At 59.8% G+C, this 17,193-nt stretch carries 15 protein-coding genes and 1 pseudogene; 7 read left to right on the top strand and 9 right to left on the bottom strand.

The window, feature by feature from the left end; translation table 11 throughout:
• Window positions 1-34: 34 nt before the first annotated feature.
• On the bottom strand, window positions 35-880 hold the full coding sequence (locus tag ACWKV4_RS07325) for a CopD family protein (RefSeq protein WP_483831404.1): 846 nt from the start codon (window positions 878-880) through the stop codon (window positions 35-37).
• A 252-nt stretch (window positions 881-1,132) separates the two neighbouring features.
• Here ACWKV4_RS07325 and ACWKV4_RS07320 point away from each other — a divergent pair, with 252 nt between their 5' ends.
• Entirely contained in the window at window positions 1,133-2,314 is a 1,182-nt protein-coding gene (locus tag ACWKV4_RS07320; RefSeq protein ID WP_483831472.1) for a glycoside hydrolase family 5 protein, read from the top strand.
• 7 nt (window positions 2,315-2,321) lie between these two features.
• Here ACWKV4_RS07320 and ACWKV4_RS07315 read toward each other — a convergent pair whose 3' ends face one another.
• On the bottom strand, window positions 2,322-2,990 hold the full coding sequence (locus ACWKV4_RS07315; protein ID WP_483831403.1) for a class I SAM-dependent methyltransferase: 669 nt from the start codon (window positions 2,988-2,990) through the stop codon (window positions 2,322-2,324).
• A 216-nt stretch (window positions 2,991-3,206) separates the two neighbouring features.
• Here ACWKV4_RS07315 and ACWKV4_RS07310 point away from each other — a divergent pair, with 216 nt between their 5' ends.
• The 3 genes from ACWKV4_RS07310 (at window position 3,207) to ACWKV4_RS07300 (ending at window position 6,241) form a co-directional block, all read left to right on the top strand.
• Window positions 3,207-3,980: an ABC transporter ATP-binding protein gene (locus ACWKV4_RS07310; protein WP_483831402.1), complete on the top strand. Its 774-nt coding sequence runs from the start codon at window positions 3,207-3,209 to the stop codon at window positions 3,978-3,980.
• 162 nt (window positions 3,981-4,142) lie between these two features.
• Window positions 4,143-5,450: a tricarballylate/proton symporter TcuC gene (tcuC, locus tag ACWKV4_RS07305; RefSeq protein WP_483831401.1), complete on the top strand. Its 1,308-nt coding sequence runs from the start codon at window positions 4,143-4,145 to the stop codon at window positions 5,448-5,450.
• 14 nt (window positions 5,451-5,464) lie between these two features.
• Window positions 5,465-6,241, top strand: coding sequence for a substrate-binding domain-containing protein (locus ACWKV4_RS07300; protein WP_483831400.1), 777 nt, complete (start codon window positions 5,465-5,467; stop codon window positions 6,239-6,241).
• Here ACWKV4_RS07300 and ACWKV4_RS07295 read toward each other — a convergent pair.
• Both ACWKV4_RS07295 and yghU read right to left on the bottom strand, forming a co-directional pair.
• Window positions 6,227-7,135 (bottom strand): LysR family transcriptional regulator, encoded by a 909-nt coding sequence (locus ACWKV4_RS07295; RefSeq protein WP_483831399.1) that lies wholly within the window; start codon window positions 7,133-7,135, stop codon window positions 6,227-6,229. The genes ACWKV4_RS07300 and ACWKV4_RS07295 overlap by 15 nt on opposite strands.
• A 155-nt stretch (window positions 7,136-7,290) precedes the next feature.
• Window positions 7,291-8,127, bottom strand: coding sequence for a glutathione-dependent disulfide-bond oxidoreductase (gene yghU / locus ACWKV4_RS07290; protein ID WP_483831398.1), 837 nt, complete (start codon window positions 8,125-8,127; stop codon window positions 7,291-7,293).
• Window positions 8,128-8,290: 163 nt separating this feature from the next.
• Here yghU and ACWKV4_RS07285 point away from each other — a divergent pair, with 163 nt between their 5' ends.
• Window positions 8,291-9,400 (top strand): L-dopachrome tautomerase-related protein, encoded by a 1,110-nt coding sequence (locus ACWKV4_RS07285; RefSeq protein WP_483831397.1) that lies wholly within the window; start codon window positions 8,291-8,293, stop codon window positions 9,398-9,400.
• Between the two features lie 41 nt (window positions 9,401-9,441).
• On the opposite strand, the gene ACWKV4_RS07280 is transcribed toward ACWKV4_RS07285, so the two are convergent.
• Complete coding sequence (locus ACWKV4_RS07280; protein WP_483831396.1) at window positions 9,442-10,611, bottom strand: PAS domain-containing sensor histidine kinase; 1,170 nt, start codon at window positions 10,609-10,611, stop codon at window positions 9,442-9,444.
• Window position 10,612: 1 nt separating this feature from the next.
• Window positions 10,613-11,419: an alpha/beta fold hydrolase gene (locus ACWKV4_RS07275; protein ID WP_483831395.1), complete on the bottom strand. Its 807-nt coding sequence runs from the start codon at window positions 11,417-11,419 to the stop codon at window positions 10,613-10,615.
• Between the two features lie 161 nt (window positions 11,420-11,580).
• Between ACWKV4_RS07275 and ACWKV4_RS07270 the strand changes: the two are divergent.
• Together ACWKV4_RS07270 and ACWKV4_RS07265 are read left to right on the top strand one after the other, a co-directional pair.
• Window positions 11,581-11,853, top strand: a pseudogene (locus ACWKV4_RS07270) (helix-turn-helix transcriptional regulator); the annotation flags it as partial.
• 90 nt (window positions 11,854-11,943) lie between these two features.
• The gene (locus ACWKV4_RS07265; RefSeq protein WP_483831394.1) at window positions 11,944-12,129 is read left to right on the top strand and encodes a hypothetical protein; all 186 of its coding nucleotides are present in this window, start codon (window positions 11,944-11,946) and stop codon (window positions 12,127-12,129) included.
• Window positions 12,130-12,140: 11 nt separating this feature from the next.
• Here the strand turns inward: ACWKV4_RS07265 and ACWKV4_RS07260 are convergent, their stop codons facing one another.
• The 3 genes from ACWKV4_RS07260 to ACWKV4_RS07250 form a co-directional block, all read right to left on the bottom strand.
• Complete coding sequence (locus ACWKV4_RS07260) at window positions 12,141-13,439, bottom strand: tyrosine-type recombinase/integrase (protein ID WP_483831471.1); 1,299 nt, start codon at window positions 13,437-13,439, stop codon at window positions 12,141-12,143.
• Window positions 13,440-15,198: 1,759 nt separating this feature from the next.
• Window positions 15,199-16,404, bottom strand: a complete 1,206-nt coding sequence (locus ACWKV4_RS07255) for an amino acid deaminase (protein ID WP_483831393.1) — start codon at window positions 16,402-16,404, stop codon at window positions 15,199-15,201.
• A gap of 14 nt (window positions 16,405-16,418) precedes the next feature.
• A complete protein-coding gene (locus ACWKV4_RS07250; RefSeq protein ID WP_483831392.1) occupies window positions 16,419-17,183 on the bottom strand; it encodes an IclR family transcriptional regulator in 765 nt (254 codons plus the stop codon).
• Between the last annotated feature and the right edge of the window lie 10 nt (window positions 17,184-17,193).

The raw sequence follows: 17,193 nt of genomic DNA, 5'->3' as shown, positions 1-17,193 counted from the left end.
TCCTTTCCTCTATTGAAATCGGCCGCGCTCGCGGTCAGCCGCCTGGGGGCAGAGTGCCAAGCAATGCCACCGCGGCAAGGGCGCCAAGGCCACAAAGCCATTCGAGGCCTAAGGTAAGGCGCAGGTTCGCTGAGTCTGCCTTTAATGCCCGTGCTCGATGCCAAGCCGCCAGCGCGACCATGCCCGCCACGGCCAACAGCTTCACGCTCAGCACCAGGCCAAAGGCACTTTTCCCGGGCAAGAGGCTGCCGGCAATAGCCCATAGGTTGAACACGCCAGTCAACGCGATGACCCACACCAATGCCAGCCCGTAGCGGCCGAACGCAACAGCCAGGCGGCCTGGATGCAGGCCAAGGGGTTGCGTCGCGACCCAGCCCAGCAGTGCCAGGGCGCCTATCCAGGCCCCAACGGCCGCAAGGTGCAGCACATGGTTGAGCAACAGCAACACGCCTGTGGTGCCTTGTAGCATCGTGGTGTGTCCTACCGGCGCCAAGGTGGCCAGCGCGAGGGTAGATAACGCCAGCGCGGGAGTAGGCGAGCGTTGCCCGGGCAACCGCCACCAGACCAGTTGCATCAGGCAAATCACCACGTGGGCGGCCCATACCCGGCCAAAGTGGGTATCAAGCAGTACCGTGCGCAAGGTGGCTGGTTGCAAGCCGGTGCGCCAGTCACCTGCCATGTTGCCGCTGACACTGGCCAACCAACCCACGGCGGATAAGAGCGCCAGCAAAGCCACCAGGCATAGCACTGGGTCCATGCGCCGACGCAGGGCGGGCAACTGCGGCGCGCCTTTGAGCAGCAGCGGACGAAACAGGCTGATACCAAACAGGCTCAGCACGGCGAAATAATGCAAAAAGCGAAAGACAACCAGAGCAGTCATGGGCGCGGGGCGTTCCGGGGGGTGGCCGTTAGGGCGCGCTACTCTATCAGCCCGGCCGCGCCCAAGGCCATGGAGGGGTGAAATTCCCACTTTCCTACATGGCTTTCGGAAATGTCCTGCATCTACCGGAAGGCCGGCTCGCTAGTGTCTATGGCCTACTTGAGCAAGCGGAGAGTCACCGTGAGGCGTGTCCTGTTCTGTATTCTGGCCCTGTGTTGGCCTTTGGGCCCTGGGCCGTCGGCGGCAGACCTTATGGGGTTCTGGAGCAGTACCCAGCGCGGCGCCAATAGTTTTAACCGGCTGCCGCCCAACCAGGCCTATTTCGATGCCTTGGCAGGCACCGGGGCGAGCTGGGTACGCCTGGCCTATGACAAGTGGGAAAGCGAGGACCGGGACTTTCTGCTGGGCGATGCCGATGTCTATGACAGCCTGAACGTGCATGACCTGGCGACCTTGCTCGACACCTTGGACAGAGCCCACCAGGCCGGGCTGAAGGTGGTCATTGCGCCCCTGTCTTTGCCATTGATGCGTTGGGCACAGAACAATAATGGCGCCTTCGACGACCGCCTATGGCAACACCAGCGTCATTGGGCGGAGGCCGTGGCGTTCTGGCGCGACCTGGCCTTGGCCCTGCGGGAGCATCCGGCAGTGGCGGCCTATAACGTGGTAAACGAGCCCGCCCCGGAACGTGAGAGCGACCTGCCTGAACATGCGCCTGGTGCCCAGGGGGTTTCCTGGTACGCGGCCCGTCAAGGCAGCGGGCGGGATCTGCCGGCGTTCTATGCCCAGGTAATCAGCGCCATTCGCGAGGTAGATCCACATACGCCGGTCATGTTGGACGCTGGCTGGTACGCCGCCGCGGACAGCTTCGGTTATTGGCCCGCGCCTGTGAGCGACCCTCGCACCCTGTACAGCGTGCACATGTACGAACCCTACGAAGCCACCAGCAACCCGGCCATGTTCAAACCCAAACCCGGGCAGCGCCTGTACCCGTACCCAGGGTTGGCGCCGTTCGCTGGCGACATTCAACAGTGGGACCGCGCGCGCGTGGCTGATTACCTGGGGCAGTTCACCCGTTGGGCTAGGGGCGTGGGCCTGCCCGCCCAGCGCCTGGTGGTGGGGGAGTTCGGCTGCTTGAGGCGTTGGCCCGGCTGCGCCACCTACCTGGATGACGTGCTGACCTCCCTGGAGAATGAAGGCGTGCACTGGGCGTTCTATGCCTACCGAGAAGATGCCTGGGATGGCATGGACTACGAACTGGGCACCACACCGGTGCCTTGGGCGTACTGGAAGGCTGCGGACGCAGGCCTGCCAGACCCGGTTCCACGTCAGGGCAGCGCGCTGTTTGAGGTCATCGCACGGCGCTTGCAGCCCACGCCGGGACACCTTAGCCCTGTGGGCCAGGGTGCTTGGCCGCTGCCTGCCAACCAGTAGCCTTGGGCTAGAGTTTCTGAATTAGGTAGCTGTTCTCGAAGCCATGCACGCAGCCCAGGATGTTATAGCCCTTGAAGTAACCTGCCGCCCTGAGCAAGTCCACGGCTGGGCCTACCTCCGGGGAGTGGGTGAAGTCTCGGTAGTCGTCGAATACCACAAAGCCGCCCCGCACCACCGAAGGGGCATAGAGCAGGAAATCCAACAGGACGTTGCGCCCTTCATGGCCGCCGTCGATATGCAGCAAAGCGACCTTTGGGGTCAATTGCTGGAAGCGCTCGGCGCACAGTTCGGAGAAACCTCGAAGGATGTGTGCCTCTGGTAACAGCAGCGCCTTGTAGTGGCTGAACTCTTCGAACTGCTTGGGGAGCACGAAGGGGTCGATCCCGATCACTCGGCGCTCGTGATTGCTCACCTCATTCATCAATACCAGAGATTTTCCTTTCCACACGCCAATTTCGACCAAGTCCCCTGGGGTATCGCCCAACAGTAGGGCCAGGTAGCCCAGTAACCGCACGTGATCATGGAAAGACAGCTCCTTGCGTACCATCGCTTGGTCCGCAGGCAAGGAGGCCTGGGCTTGCTCATAGTGCTGGCCGATCAGGCTCCAGATGTTGGAAATGTCGCCACCGAGTTCCGGGTTAGCGATAAACGTATTGAGCTCTTCGAGAGTGATCATGGCGTGTCCAGGCGGCTAGGAGAGGCTGTAAACACAGGTGCGCAACAACCTTGAATAGGAAGGCTAAAGCTGTAGTGAAAGTAGCCTGTGCAAGGTCTTGCTGCAATCTGAACCTGGCGGCCCTTGCACGCTTTGCTTTGTAGAAAAGCAAGGTTACTTGAACCAGAACTGATAGGCGCCTAACGTTCATCTTCCGTACCGGTGTTTGAGCCAGCCATGATCGAATTTCATAACGTTACCGCCTTTCAACAACAAACCCGCGTGCTGGAAGGCTTTTCTCTACACATTGGCGAGGGCGAAAAGGTCGCCATTCTAGGCCCGAACGGGGCGGGCAAGAGTACCTTGCTTAAGCTGATCACCCGTGAGCTGTATCCGCTGGACCGCGACGAAAGCCATCTGAAGCTGTTCGGCAGCAGCAGGGTGAACCTGTGGGAGTTGCGCAGCCGCCTGGGGTTCGTGTCCCAGGACCTGCAAGACGACTACACGCCCTACACCCCGGCGCTGCAGGTGGTGGTGTCAGGGTTCTTTGGGGCCATCGGCGCCCATGGGCACCAGCAACCCAGCGAGGCGCAGTTAAACAAGGCCCGAGAGCTGCTGGCGGCGGTGGATATGGCAGGCCATGAACACAGTCTGTTCCAGCGCTTATCTACTGGGCAAAGGCGCCGCCTGTTGTTGGCCAGGGCCTTGGTGCACGAGCCTGCGGCCATGATCCTTGATGAGCCGGCCAACGGCTTGGACATGGGCGCCAGCCTGGGCATGCTCACGTTGCTGCGCGCGTTCTGTGGCCAGGGCAGGGCAATGCTCATCACCACACACCATATCGATGAGATCATCCCGGAAATCGAGCGCGTGGTGTTGCTTGCGCAGGGCCGTATCATCGCCGATGGCCCCAAGGCCGAGGTGTTGACTAGCCAGAGCCTTTCCGCCCTGTACGGCACGCAGTTACGTATCACCGAGCAAGACGGCTGGTACCGCTGTTGGCATGCCTAAGGGGCTGTATCAATGCTGGCTGGGCCAGGGCCGCTAGCGGCTATTGATAACCGAGATGCATCAATACATGCAAACTTAGCACTTATCGTTTCAAGATGTGTCAAGCAAACTCCAACGGTCTGAAGCGTTAACAACATATCAATAAGACCGCTGGAGATTTTTATGTCGCACACACCACCTGTATCTCCCGCGCGTGGTACCTCGCGCGCGGGGGCTGTGTTCCGGGTGACCTCGGGTAACTTCCTCGAACAATTCGACTTCTTCCTGTTCGGCTTCTATGCCACTCAGATCAGCAAAGCGTTTTTCCCTGCCGCCAGCGAGTTCGCATCTTTGATGATGACCTTCGCGGTGTTCGGCGCGGGCTTTTTGATGCGTCCACTGGGGGCGGTGATTCTAGGCGCGTATATCGATGACGTGGGTCGGCGCAAAGGCTTGATCGTAACGCTGTCGATCATGGCCAGCGGTACGCTGCTGATCGTGCTGGTGCCAGGGTATCCATCCATCGGCCTGTGGGCGCCGCTGCTGGTGCTGCTGGGGCGGCTGCTGCAAGGCTTCTCCGCCGGCGCCGAGTTGGGTGGCGTGTCCGTGTACCTGGCAGAAATGGCCACCCCAGGCCGCAAAGGCTTCTACACCAGCTGGCAGTCCGGCAGCCAACAGGTGGCCATTATGGTGGCGGCAGCCTTAGGCTACGCGCTCAACCAGTCCCTGGCGCCCGAGGCGGTAACCGAGTGGGGCTGGCGCATACCCTTTGCCATCGGTTGCCTGATCATCCCGTTTATCTTCCTGCTGCGCAGCAAGTTGCAGGAAACCGAAGCCTTCGCTACGCGTGCCCATCGCCCAACGATGCGCCAAGTGATTGCCACCTTGGTCCATAACTGGGCAATTGTGCTGGCGGGGATGCTGATGGTGGCCATGACCACCACGGCGTTCTACCTGATCACGGTGTACGCGCCCACCTTCGGCAAGACCGTGCTGCAACTGAGCACCGCCGATGCTTTGCTGGTGACCCTGCTGGTCGCGGTGTCCAACTTCGTTTGGCTGCCTATCGGTGGGGCGCTCAGTGACCGTTTTGGCCGTAAACCATTGTTGGTGGCGATGACGGTACTCACCTTGCTTACTGCCTACCCCGCGCTGTCGCTGTTGGCGCAAGCGCCGAGCTTTGGTCACATGCTGGAGACCCTGCTGTGGTTCTCCTTCCTCTATGGAATGTATAACGGGGCGATGATCCCGGCCCTGACTGAAATCATGCCCGAGGAGGTGCGGGTGGCCGGCTTCTCCTTGGCCTATAGCCTGGCAACGGCAGTGTTTGGCGGGTTTACCCCGGCGATCTCTACCTGGCTGATTCACCTTACCGGCGACAAGGCAGCCCCGGCCTACTGGATGAGCTTTGCCGCTGCCTGCGCCCTGGGCGCTACCCTGGTGTTATACCGCCAGCTTTCTGTACGGGCGCAACCGGCACTTTCACAATAAAAAGGAGCTACACCATGAAACCTGTGTTTAAACACAACTTGGCCGCGTTGCTGGCCAGCTGCCTTGCACTGAACGCGGCCCAGGCCGAGGAACTGAAGGTGATGATTTCCGGTGGCTTTAGCGCCGCCTACGAGCGCTTGGCGCCACGCTATGCCAAAAGCCATGGCGATACCTTGGACACCCTCTCAGGGCCGTCCATGGGTAAGGCACCGCAGGCCATTCCCAACCGGTTGGCGAGAGGCGAGCCGGCCGATGTGGTGATTATGGTGGGCTATGCCCTGGACGAGCTGATCAAGCAAGGGGCGGTGGACCCGGCCTCGCGGGTCGAGCTGGCGGATTCGCGCATTGGTATGGTGATCAAGGCCGGTAGCGAAAAACCCGCCATCGACACGGACGCCGCGCTCAAGGCGGTATTGCTAAACGCTAAGTCTGTGGCTTATTCCGACAGCGCCAGTGGCGTCTATGTGGAAAAAGAGCTGTTCAAAAAGCTCGGCATACAGCAGGAAGTAGGCCCCAAGGGGACGATGATCGAGCGCACTCCCGTGGCGTCCGTGGTGGCCACGGGTGACTACCAGGTGGGCCTGCAACAGGTGGCGGAACTGCTGCCCGTGCCGGGCGTGACCTTCGTAGGTAAGATCCCCGAAGACGTACAGTCAGTCACGCGCTTTGCCGCCGGCATTCCCCGCGGCGCCCAGCACCCCAAAGAGGCCAAGGCTCTGCTGGATTACCTGGCCTCTACCCAGGTGCAGCAGCAGGTACAGGCCACCGGGTTGGACTCAGTGCCCCGGTAAACGCTGCGGCATCTGCTGTACCAGCCGGTGCAGCTCCAACGCCGCGGGGGTGAGGGTACGCCCGCGGCGGGTGATCAGGCCTACCGTGCGTGCCACCTCTGGCTCTACCAAGGGCACTCCCATCAAAATAGGGTGCCCACCTACCGGCAGTGCGATGGAAGGCACCGCCGCTACCCCCAAACCGGCCTCCACCATACCGATCAAGGTAGTCACATGCCGGGTTTCGCACAGGCTCGGCTTGGGCGGCGGCAGGTGCTTCAAGGCTTGGTCCAGCACCAAACGGTTGCCGGAGGTGCGGTCCAGGGCAATGTAATCGTGCTCATACAGCTCAGTCCAGGTTACCCGGGCTCGGCTCGCCAGGGGATGGTCCCGCCTGCACGCCAGCACATAGTGCTCCTGGAGCAGCGGCTCGAAGTCGACTTCCGGTGACAGGTTCCCTGTGAAGGTCAAGCCGAAGTCCGCCTCGCCCAAGGCCACCGCGCCGTTTACTTCATTGGCGCTTACATCCAGTACCTTGATTCGTATACGCGCATACAACTGATGAAACGTGCCGATGACCGATGGCATGAAGTAGTAGGCTGCTGAAGGCACGCAGGCAATGGTCACGCTGCCAGCGCGCAGCCCGGCCCCATCCGCGACCGTCATCAAGGCAAGGTCCAGATCGTCCAGAATACGTTCAACCTGAGGCAGGAACGCTCGGCCTACGGTGGTGAGGCTGATTTTGCGAGTGGTGCGTTCGAACAGGCGCACACCCAAGGCGGTTTCCAGCTTATCTACCCGCCGGCTGAGTGCCGGTTGAGTGATACGCAGCGTATCAGCGGCCTTGCGAAAGCTGTTGTGCTCGACCACGGCGCGGAAGGCCTGAAGGTCGTTAAGGTCAAATTTAATGCTCATGGGCGCAGGCACAGTGATAAGTACTGTGCATCAATAGCATGGAAGAGGGCAGCAGGAATACCCGGCCTACGCCGCAGGCGTAGGCCGAGCCTCGACGGGTATAAAAGCTAGCGCAGCCATTGTTCATTCACCGCTAGGTTCATGGCATGGCGTGCTCAATCTAAGTCACTGGTTTGATGACGCTCGGGCACCTGCTCGGCCTCATCACCCCACAGGCGATTCACCCGCCGCCCACGTTTGACCGCTGGGCGTTCGGCGATCTTATTCGCCCAGGCCGTTACATGGGTGTATTCATGGGCAGATAGGAACTCGGCAGCATTATAGAGATTGCCCCGCACCAGTTCGCCATACCAAGGCCACACCGCGATATCGGCGATGCTGTAGCTGCTACCGCCCAGCCATGGCTGTTCACTCAGGCGGCGATCGAGTACATCAAGCTGCCGCTTGGCCTCCATGGTGAAGCGGTCGATGGGGTATTTAAGCTTTTCCGGCGCATAGGCATAAAAGTGACCGAAACCGCCGCCCAGGTAGGGCGCGGCGCCCATCTGCCAGAACAGCCAGTTGAGGGTTTCAGTACGCTCGGCATGGCCGGTGGGGAGCAGGGCGCCGAACTTCTCGGCCAGGTACAGCAAAATGGCTCCGGATTCAAATACGCGCACCGGCTCAGGGCCGCCGTGGTCCATCAGCGCTGGAATCTTAGAGTTGGGATTTACGGCAACGAACCCGCTGGAAAACTGGTTGCCGTCGGCAATGCGGATGGGCCAGGCGTCGTACTCCGCGTTTAGGCCCAGTGCCAACAGCTCTTCGAGCATCACTGTGACCTTTACGCCATTGGGCGTTGCCAGCGAATACAACTGTAGGGGGTGTTTGCCCACTGGCAGGTTGGTTTCATGGGTAGGGCCAGCTACCGGCCGGTTGATGCTGGCAAATTGCCCGCCAACCGCGGCTTCGTGCTTCCAGACCTCTGGCGGAACGTAGCTTGAGTCACTCATGGGAGGTTTTCCAGTGATTGAACCGCCCCAGTGTAGCGCTTAGGCCCCCACCCAGGGCTAGTCCCCCGGGACAGTCACCGCTACGCGATCGATGGAACCAAGGCCGAACGCCGAGGCTCAACTCTGCGTGTGTGGTTAACCCTTTAATGTTCTGGAGTGGCTGATGAATTTACGCGCAGGCTTTGCCCCCTTTGCCCTGGCAACGCTAATGGCCGGTATGGCTTTGACCCAACAGGCCGTGGCCGAACCTAGCTATCACCTAGAAAAAGTGGCCAGCTTCGATCACCAGGTCACTGGCGTAACAGCCAGCGAGCAGGGCCGGTTGTTCGTGAACTTTCCGCGTTGGACCGAAGACACCGCAGTATCTGTTGCCGAGCTGATGCCCGACGGTAAATTGAAAACTTACCCAGATGAAAGCTGGAACAGCTGGCGCAATGCCAAGCAAGATAGCCTGACCCCTGGCGACAAGTGGGTGTGCGTGCAGTCTGTAGTGGCGGACAAGCGTGGCAGCTTGTGGGTGATCGATGCCGGCGCGCCAGCCCAGGCACACGTGGTAGCAGGGGCGCCTAAGTTGGTGAAGATCGACTTGGCCAGCAACACAGTAGCTAAGGTTTACCCCTTCGGGCTGGATGTAGCGCCCCAGGGAAGCTACCTGAACGACGTGCGTCTGAGCCCTGATGGCAAGTTCGCCTATATTACCGATTCTGGCACCAGCGGCGCCATTGTAGTCGTCAACCTTGAGACCGGTAAGGCTCGTCGCGCGCTGGATGGTAGCCCCAGCACCCAGTTCGAAAAAGGCGTGCAGGTCAAAGCTGATGGCAAACCTCTGCAACGCCCGGATGGCCGCGGTGTGCAATTCTCAGCCGATGGCATTGCGTTGTCGCCTACCGGAGACAGCCTGTACTGGCAAGCCGTGAAGGGCAACACGCTCTATAAGATCGCCACCGCTGACTTGCAAACCGGTGCGCTGGCAGACCTGCCAGGTAAAGTACAAAAGGTAGGTGAGAACGGCCCTGCCGACGGTCTGCTGATGGATGCCACGGGCCAGCTGTATATCAGCTCGGTAGAGGATCACAGTATTAAAGTGCGCCAGGGCAGCGAGGTTAAGGTTTTGCTTAAGGACAAAGACATGGTGTGGCCGGATACCTTTACTCAGGGCCCGGACGGTACCGTGTATGTGACCGACTCGCGCATCCCGGACATGAGCTTCTTCGAGCCCAAGCAGGCGCCCGCGCTGGAAACCACGCTGTATAAGCTCGTGGGTAAACACTAAGCGCTACCAAGCGCTGCCTCGACCCGGCCGCGGAGGCAGCGTTAAGCAACCGCCAAGGGGAAGCTTACGGTAAAGGCCGTACCTTCCTCTTCGCCAGACACCACCGCCACTGCGCCACCATGGGCCTGGGCGATTTCCCTGACGATAAACAATCCCAAACCCACGCTGCGCCGCTCGCCGTTGGCCTCCCCACGCACCATGGGTTCGAACAGCTCGCCCTGAAGCGCCTCGGGAATGACCGGCCCGAAGTTGTGCACGCACACGCTGGCGCGGCCATTCTCGAAGGCGGTGGTTACCGAGATGGGGCGGCTTGGGTCGCCATAGGCAACGCTGTTCGCGATCAGGTTGCTCGCAACTTGCTGTACCCGGTCGCTGTCCAGCGGCGCCAGGCCGGCACCGACTCGGTGATGAATAAGCACAGCGCGTGGGAAGGCCACTCGCGATTCTTCAAGGCTGTTGTCCACCAGCGCGTGCAGGTCCACCAACCGCGGGCGAATACGGATGCCACTGCCCACCTTGACCTGGGTAAAATCCAGCAAATCCGCGACCATGCGTTCGGCCCGGTTGGCGGAGGCGCGGATGTGTTCGGCAATGCGCACCTCCGCCTCGGACAGCGTGCCCCGGCCCAACAGTTCGCTACCTACCCCGATGGCGATCAAGGGGGCTTTGAGGTCATGGCTGGCGATAGCCACCATCTGTTCCGCGAACACCGCCCGTTCATGGGTGGCGGTATAAGCCCGATTCAATTCCCGCTGGGCTTCGAGCAGCGCCGCTTCAGCACGGGTTTTTTCTTGCAGCGCCTCTTCGGCGGCCTTGCGTGCCCGCAGGATTTCACGCTCGTAGCGGTCTCGATCGGTGGTGCCGAATATCGCCAATTGGTGGTAATACACGCCCCCTTGCTCGCGCCGGGCACCATTGATCAACACCGCAACGGCCTGACGCTGATGGTTGAGCAGTTCGAGCTTTACCTCGCGCACCGAGCCCTGCATGGCCATCAGCGGGTTCCAGTGGGTTTGGTGGAATATCCGCCCACCCATGGTCAGCAGGTCTTGGAACCGCCTGCCCGCCAGCTCGTGCTTGGCATACCCCAGCCACGAGCAAAAGGTGGTGTTGGCGCGTAGGATCAAGCCATCTTCACTGGTAATCAGTAACCCGCAGGCAGCGCCTTCAAACAGGGTTTCCGCGCCCAGGGGCGGTTGCCGGCTCAGCATGTTAGCCCAGCGCCCATTTCGCCAGGAACGCGGTCATGGCTGATGCGCAGGGGCTGGGCGCGCTCAGGTGGGGGCAATGGCCGACGTTGTCTATGATGGTCAAGGTGCTGTTGGGCATAACGCGGTTCAAATACTCGCCCACGGTGACAGGGGCGATCAGGTCTTGATTGGATTGCAGGATGAGCGTGGGTGTGGCCAGGCCTTCGACGTCACGGCGATTATCGCTGAGGAAGGTGGTACGGGCAAATTGCCGTGCGATGTCGGGGTTGGTTTGGCAGAAGCTGTTAGTCAGCTCCTCGCCAAACGCAGGCTCACCGGGCGCGCCCATGATCACCGGGGCCATATTGCTGGCCCAGCCCAGGTAGTTGCTTTCCAGGGTGTCCAGTAGTGACTGGATATCCTCCGGATCGAAGCCACCGATGTAGCTGCCCTGATTGATGTAGCAAGGGGAGGGCCCTACCATCATATGGGCCGCGATCTGGCCGGGTACCTGGCGGTCGGCCAGCACGCCGATCATGCAGCTCACCGAATGCCCCACGTAGATCACCGGCCCCTGGCCATACGCGGCAATCAGTTCGTTCACATCCTCGGCGTAGCCCGCGAGGCTCGCGTATTTGACGTGGTCGTAGGCGTGCTCGTCTGACTGGCCGGCGCCTACCAGGTCATAAGCCACCGTGCGAAAACGCTTGCTGAACACCGGTACCAGGTGCCGCCACATGGTCTGATCGCAGCCAAAGCCATGGGAAAAAACCAAGGTTGCCGGCCCTTCGCCCGCCACCTGTACGTTGTTACGGCGTTGCAGATCCACAGTCACCTCCTCGTTCGGTGCGCGGAGTCTGGCCCGTTGCGTTGTGATAGACAAGAACAAGCCGATGGAAGTACAACAAATAGTGGCAAAATGCCCTTTTTTAGAACCTTGCTAGCCTATAGGCCGTCAAATGCAGCCCTCGTTTGGTTTTGCAGCCCGGTCACCAGCGCATAACCCTGACGCAGCTGACCGGCATCGCCGGCTTGTCGGTGGCCCAATTGGAACGTTACTGCAAGCGGGTGTTTCACCTCACCCCCCGGCAAATGGTCCAGAAAGCCCGCCTGGAGCACGCACATCGCTTGTTGCACACCGACCTGCCTATCATCGAAGTGGCTCTGCAATGCGGTTATACCGACCACAGCGCCTTCACACGACAGTTCAAAGCCCTCACAGGTTTCACGCCGCGCCTCTATAAACAGGCCACTGGCGATTGAACTATTAAGCGCATTCCGCTCGTCCGAGGCCTATCGAATTTGCCCACCCAAAAGGAATTCCACCCAAAAAAGGACGGTCAAGAACTAGGTATGCGCAGTGAACGCAAACCCCCTTGTAGAACCCTTGTAGAGGTAATTGCCATGACCATCGAAGCCGATACACTCAAACAACTGACCCGAGCCTTGCAGAAAAACGGCATAACGCTGGTGTCAGATATTCAGTTCACGCGCGCGCCTTATCGTCACAACCACCGTTGGGTGTGCATCGTTCAATGAGGCCCTCGCAGCTAGCCGTCGCGCTTTACCTTCAACGCCTTAACCGAATGCGCGCGCTGTTCGTCCAAGGAGTTGTAATAGGTGTTTTGCGTCGTGCTCAAGCTGTTGTGCCGCAAGTCCGCCTGTAAGTCTTTCATGTCCCGATGCGCCGCATCAAACGTTGCAGAGGTATGCCGCAGCCAGTGCAACGAGGCAGAGCGCAGTTGATCGATCTCATCGTCCGTCCAATCTTCCTCCTTCATACGCTGTAAAGAGCGATCGAATACTTGTTGCAGCAACAACCGCACATGCCGATCCGATAACCCCGCACGGCCCTTCAGTGTACTGATCAAGGGCAATTTTTCGTGGGGTGAGGGCAGGGGTGACAACTGCCGATAGTGCCGATAGCGCACCAGATAGGTTTGGATGTAATCATCCCGAACGCTGATCTTCGCAGCTTTGTTGCCTTTACCGATTACATGAAACCACCAGTTGCCACGGCTATCCCGACGCAAATCCCCCATGCTAGGCGCCCAGTTATCCCGCCCAACCAAATCTGAAATCCTCAAATACATGGCGTATAAGGTCGCGACGATAAACAGTGTGCGCTCGTGGTCAGGGTCTTCGGCCGCCATGACCTCAGCGGTTTCAATCACAAACGTCCATTGCAGCTGGGTAAGTGAGCGCGAGGCAACATCCAGCGTATTGCGCTGCTTATAAACGGACTTTTGCTTCACCGCCCGAAAGGGGTTGACCTCGGTAAGCCCTTCATCAATGGCATGCTGGAAAAAACTCCCGCACACCGCAAACACCTGGGCGACCGAGCCCTGGCTCATCTTATAGCTGGGTAAGGGCAGGGGCTGCATACGCTCGGCGGCGATTTTCCGCTCCCGCTTAGCGAGGGTGACGCTAAACGGCCGCCAGGCCGGGTTGAGGGTATAGACATCCGACTCCAGCCGCTTGCGGCCACCCACACGCACAAAGCGTGACTTCACTACAGGACCCACCCAGTCAGCAGGGGGGTTGAGGCAAAACTCCATAAAGGCTTCGGCATCCCTGCGCCGTAGCTCCAACAGGGGCTTACCGGCCACCAACAAAGCCCACAGCAGTAAACGCTCCACGTGGGTACGGTAAGAGGTGAAGGTAGCTTCATTACCCGCGTAAGATTTCAAGAAGCCACGCACTGCCTGGTAACTCTCGATAGGGCGAGTCGCCTCAGGGCACTGGGTAAGGTAAGTGACCACCTCGGGCAACTCGCCACTCATGTTCATAAAGTGCAAGTCGAGGAAGCGATCGAAGGGTTCGAATAAAGGTTGAGGGCGCATGGGCAAAACCGAGCAGAGCGAAAGCGTAAGCGTGCGGGAATTGTGGTTAATACGCAATATCCGGGTCTGGTAGTTATCGGATATTGCATTGGTGACTGGGGGTACTCAGGGAGGTAGTAGGTCTACTCTTTTTAGTGAGGAAAAGCCAATTTTATGACGGGCCGGGGTTAAGGGGGATCTCCAAGCGATTTAGGCCCTGGAACAGACCTTGGAAGGCTTAGGGAGTACGCCTGGGCTATTAGGGCGCTAGCATGATCGAGGTTTCTCGTAATAGTAGGCTCAAAATGCTGGGCCTGGGTAATAGGTGTTGCTTGGTCATGTTGGTAGTAAGCCTGAATGCATCCAGCCTGAGGGCTTGGAGCTGTAGCGCGGTGCGTTGTGCATGCTGCCTGGATTGTAACCAGGTTACCGACAACGGGCTAAAGCATAGTTAAGCCAGGCAATAAGGCAGATGGCGCAAGCAGCGCGCGTTGTGTGGGCAGCTGTGGAGTTTCTCGGGGCTTTATAGGGTGACGGCCGCCCAGCGAAGCCCCAGGCGTGTGGTTTGCGTTATAAAAACGTGGCCGCTGGATGGGTGCCTGTGATACGTGCTTTAAAGACAGTACCGCTTGCATTGAGCGGCGGATCACGACGGTCGGCAATTGTTCGGCGCGTCAGTGGTGTTGGGGATTATGGATAGGGAATCGCGTTAGGGGGCTTGTTTGGAAAGGACATAGGCTCTAAGGAGCGTTCTGACTTGAGGGGCGGGCTCATGGCGCAGTGCAGAAATAGGTGTTGATGACCCATCGGCTAGGGGCAGTAAAAGGCAGGATCGAGTCCTTCGTAAAGCGCCCTGCATAGGGCCAGAATGCTGAAATATATTGTTACCTATAATGCACATTATGTTAAATAAGGTATTATTTTCTGAGTTTTTGGGCTGCTTTGGGCCACTGCTTCGACAAAACTGCGCCTGACGTCCGCGCCCTCTACGGACCATGTCCATGTGATGGATTAAATAACGTGGCTGCCTATGTTTCTCTTCAGGCCCATATGGACCGCTGCTGCTGCAAACCTGAGATGCACTGCTGTTGCCCATGCTTATTCTGTCATCTACGTTTAAATCGCGACCTTAACTTTCTACACCTGTGCCAAAAGCATAAATCTGGATATTGATAACCAGGCCTGCCGGTTTAGCAATTCTGGCTTTACGGGACAGATGTCACGGACGCCGTTGAGCGGTGCTTTGAAGCCATGTCATCAATACTCATCCCGAGCGCAATCGTTACCGCGGCCTGACAGATATGCAACTCCAGATCATTCGTACAATCATTCGCCCGGACGCTGCAAAGAACCCGTTTCAGGACCGAATGCCATTGCGCAATTGACTAATGATTAAATTAATGTGGCGGCGGTGCTTAAGGAAAGTTGAAGCTAAAACGTCAAATACGAGCTGCACGGGCGCGAGCTCGTACCTTCATAAGGAATAAATCAGGTAGCACCCTTCTCGGCAGCCCCACGCCCCATCACCCCCCTACCCCTTCAGCTACCTCGATCAAATTCAAATCCGGGCCCCGCACATACACCGAACGAATCGGCCCAATGTGTAGGAGCCAGTGAAACTGGCAAATAGGGGCGGCAAGGCTTGGAACTGGGCATAGAGTGGGTTAAAGCAGCGCGATTCAGGCATCATAGACGCCTTATTCGCCAGCTTTGCTGGCTCCTACAAGCACCCCGCCTTGGGGGATGAGAGCCAAGACGGTATTTTCGGAAACCAGCCCCCGCGCGCCTAGAAGCACGTCTCCAACATCTGCACCACCCGTAATTGCTCATCCACCAAGCACCCTACCCGCCATTTATCGAAGGTCAAGCACGGGTGGGACGTGCCCAGGGCGACGATATCGCCCACCCTCACCTCACAGCCAGGCGCTACCTGCATAAAGGCGTGCTGGTCCATGATGGCGGTGACTTGGCAGGCGCTGATGTCTTGACCTTGGGCGGCGATACCGCCGACGGGGTAGCAGCGTAGGGGGTTGGGCAGGCCGGCGTCGTGGGCTACGTCCCGCTTGCCCAGGGCGAGCACGGCGAAGCCGGGCTCAGGCATGGATTGTACGTAGGCGAACACTTCCAACGCGGGGCGCAGGCCTTCTTCGAGATCGTGGCGGCGGTTCAGCACGCCGACCTGGGCGTCCTTGTAAATGCCATGGTCGTGGGCCACGTAGCTGCCGGGGCGGAGCACGGTGGTGAAGCGGTCGCATACGGCCTGGCGGTCGAATTCCTCGGCGATCAGGTCGTACCAGGCCGAGCCCGAGGCGGTAACAATTGGACGGGGCTGGGCGAATTGCCCTTTGTTCATCAGGGTAACGGCCAGGTACACCAGAGAGGCGGCGAAGGCGCGGATGTCGGTCACGGCCTCAGTGCCATGGATCACCCCCTCGTAGCCTTCGATGCCGGTCAGGGCCAGCGCGGGCTGGCTGTCGATCACGTCGGCCAGGTCGAACACGGCCTGTTCGCTACGGCAGCCGCAGCGCCCGCCGACCACGCCGTATTCGATCATTACGTTCAGGCGCAGGCCGCGGGCCGCGAAGAATTCCCCCAGGGCGCGGGCGTTGTCCGGGTGGTCCACCAAACAGTGGAACTCAAAGCCTGGGTCTTCCAGCAAGCCTGCGATCAGCGCCATGTTGGGCGCGCCTACTAGCTGATTGGCCATCAGCACGCGGCGCACGCCGTGGGCATGGGCGGCCTGGGTTTGGGTAGCGGTGGCCAGGGTGATGCCCCAGGCACCGTGCTCCAGTTGGCGGCGAAACAGTGCTGGCATCATGCTGGTTTTACCGTGTGGGGCAAGCTGTGCGCCAGCGTTGCTAACGAAGGCCTGCATCCAGCGTAGGTTATGCTCCAGGGCGCTTTGGTACAGCACCAGCGCGGGCAGGCTTACATCCTGTAGCAGGCTCTGGCCCGGTTGAGCGGCGCCTTTATCGACGGGGGCAGTGGTCATTGGGGGCTCCAGGGTCAATGCTGGGTACGGCGGGCAAGCCGGTCGGCGCAGTCGATCAGTACCCGGCGATAGTCTTGATAATGGGCGCGGGCGTCATCCCGGGGCGCAACGATGCACAACGTGGCCACGCAGGTGCCCTGGCTGTCCCGCACGGGGGCGGCAAAGCAGTGGGTGAAGGTGTCGGCGATACTGTCGAAGGAGAAAAAGCCCTCGGCGCAGGCGACGCGCACCTCGGCGATAAAGCGTTGCTCGGGCAACTGCTCGCCACTGGGAAGGGTAAAATCTTCCGAATCGATCAGCGCCAGAATCTGCTCATCACTCAGGTGCCCCAGCAGCAGCCGGCCGGAGGCGGTCCAGGGAATGGGCGCGTCTTCGCCGATGTCCGATGAAATGCGAAAGTGCCGGGCGCCCTCCTTCATCAGCGCAACCGTGTACTTGCGGCCGTTGAGCAGGCACATCTGCGCGGTTTCCCGAGTACGCTCAACGATCTCGCCCAGCGCTGCCTCCGCCTCGCGGGTAAAGTCGAAATGGCGCAGGTGCGCCTGGCCGAGAAAGTACAGCTGCCGCCCCAGGTACACTTGGCCGTCCTGCCCCACGGGTTGGAGGATGCCGCGCTCCAACAAGGCGGCTACCAGCTCATAGACGGTGGACTTAGGGCTACCAATGCCCGTGGCGATCTCGTTGGGGCGCAGAGGCGTACCGGTGGCCTTGAGGTGGTCCAGGATGTCGAAGGCGCGGTCCAGGCCGCGGGCCCTGCGTTTGATTGCATCGTCGCTCATGGCGCCAGCA

Source organism: Pseudomonas artemisiae (genome assembly GCF_057128685.1).
This window is presented reverse-complemented; position numbering and strand designations above follow the sequence as displayed.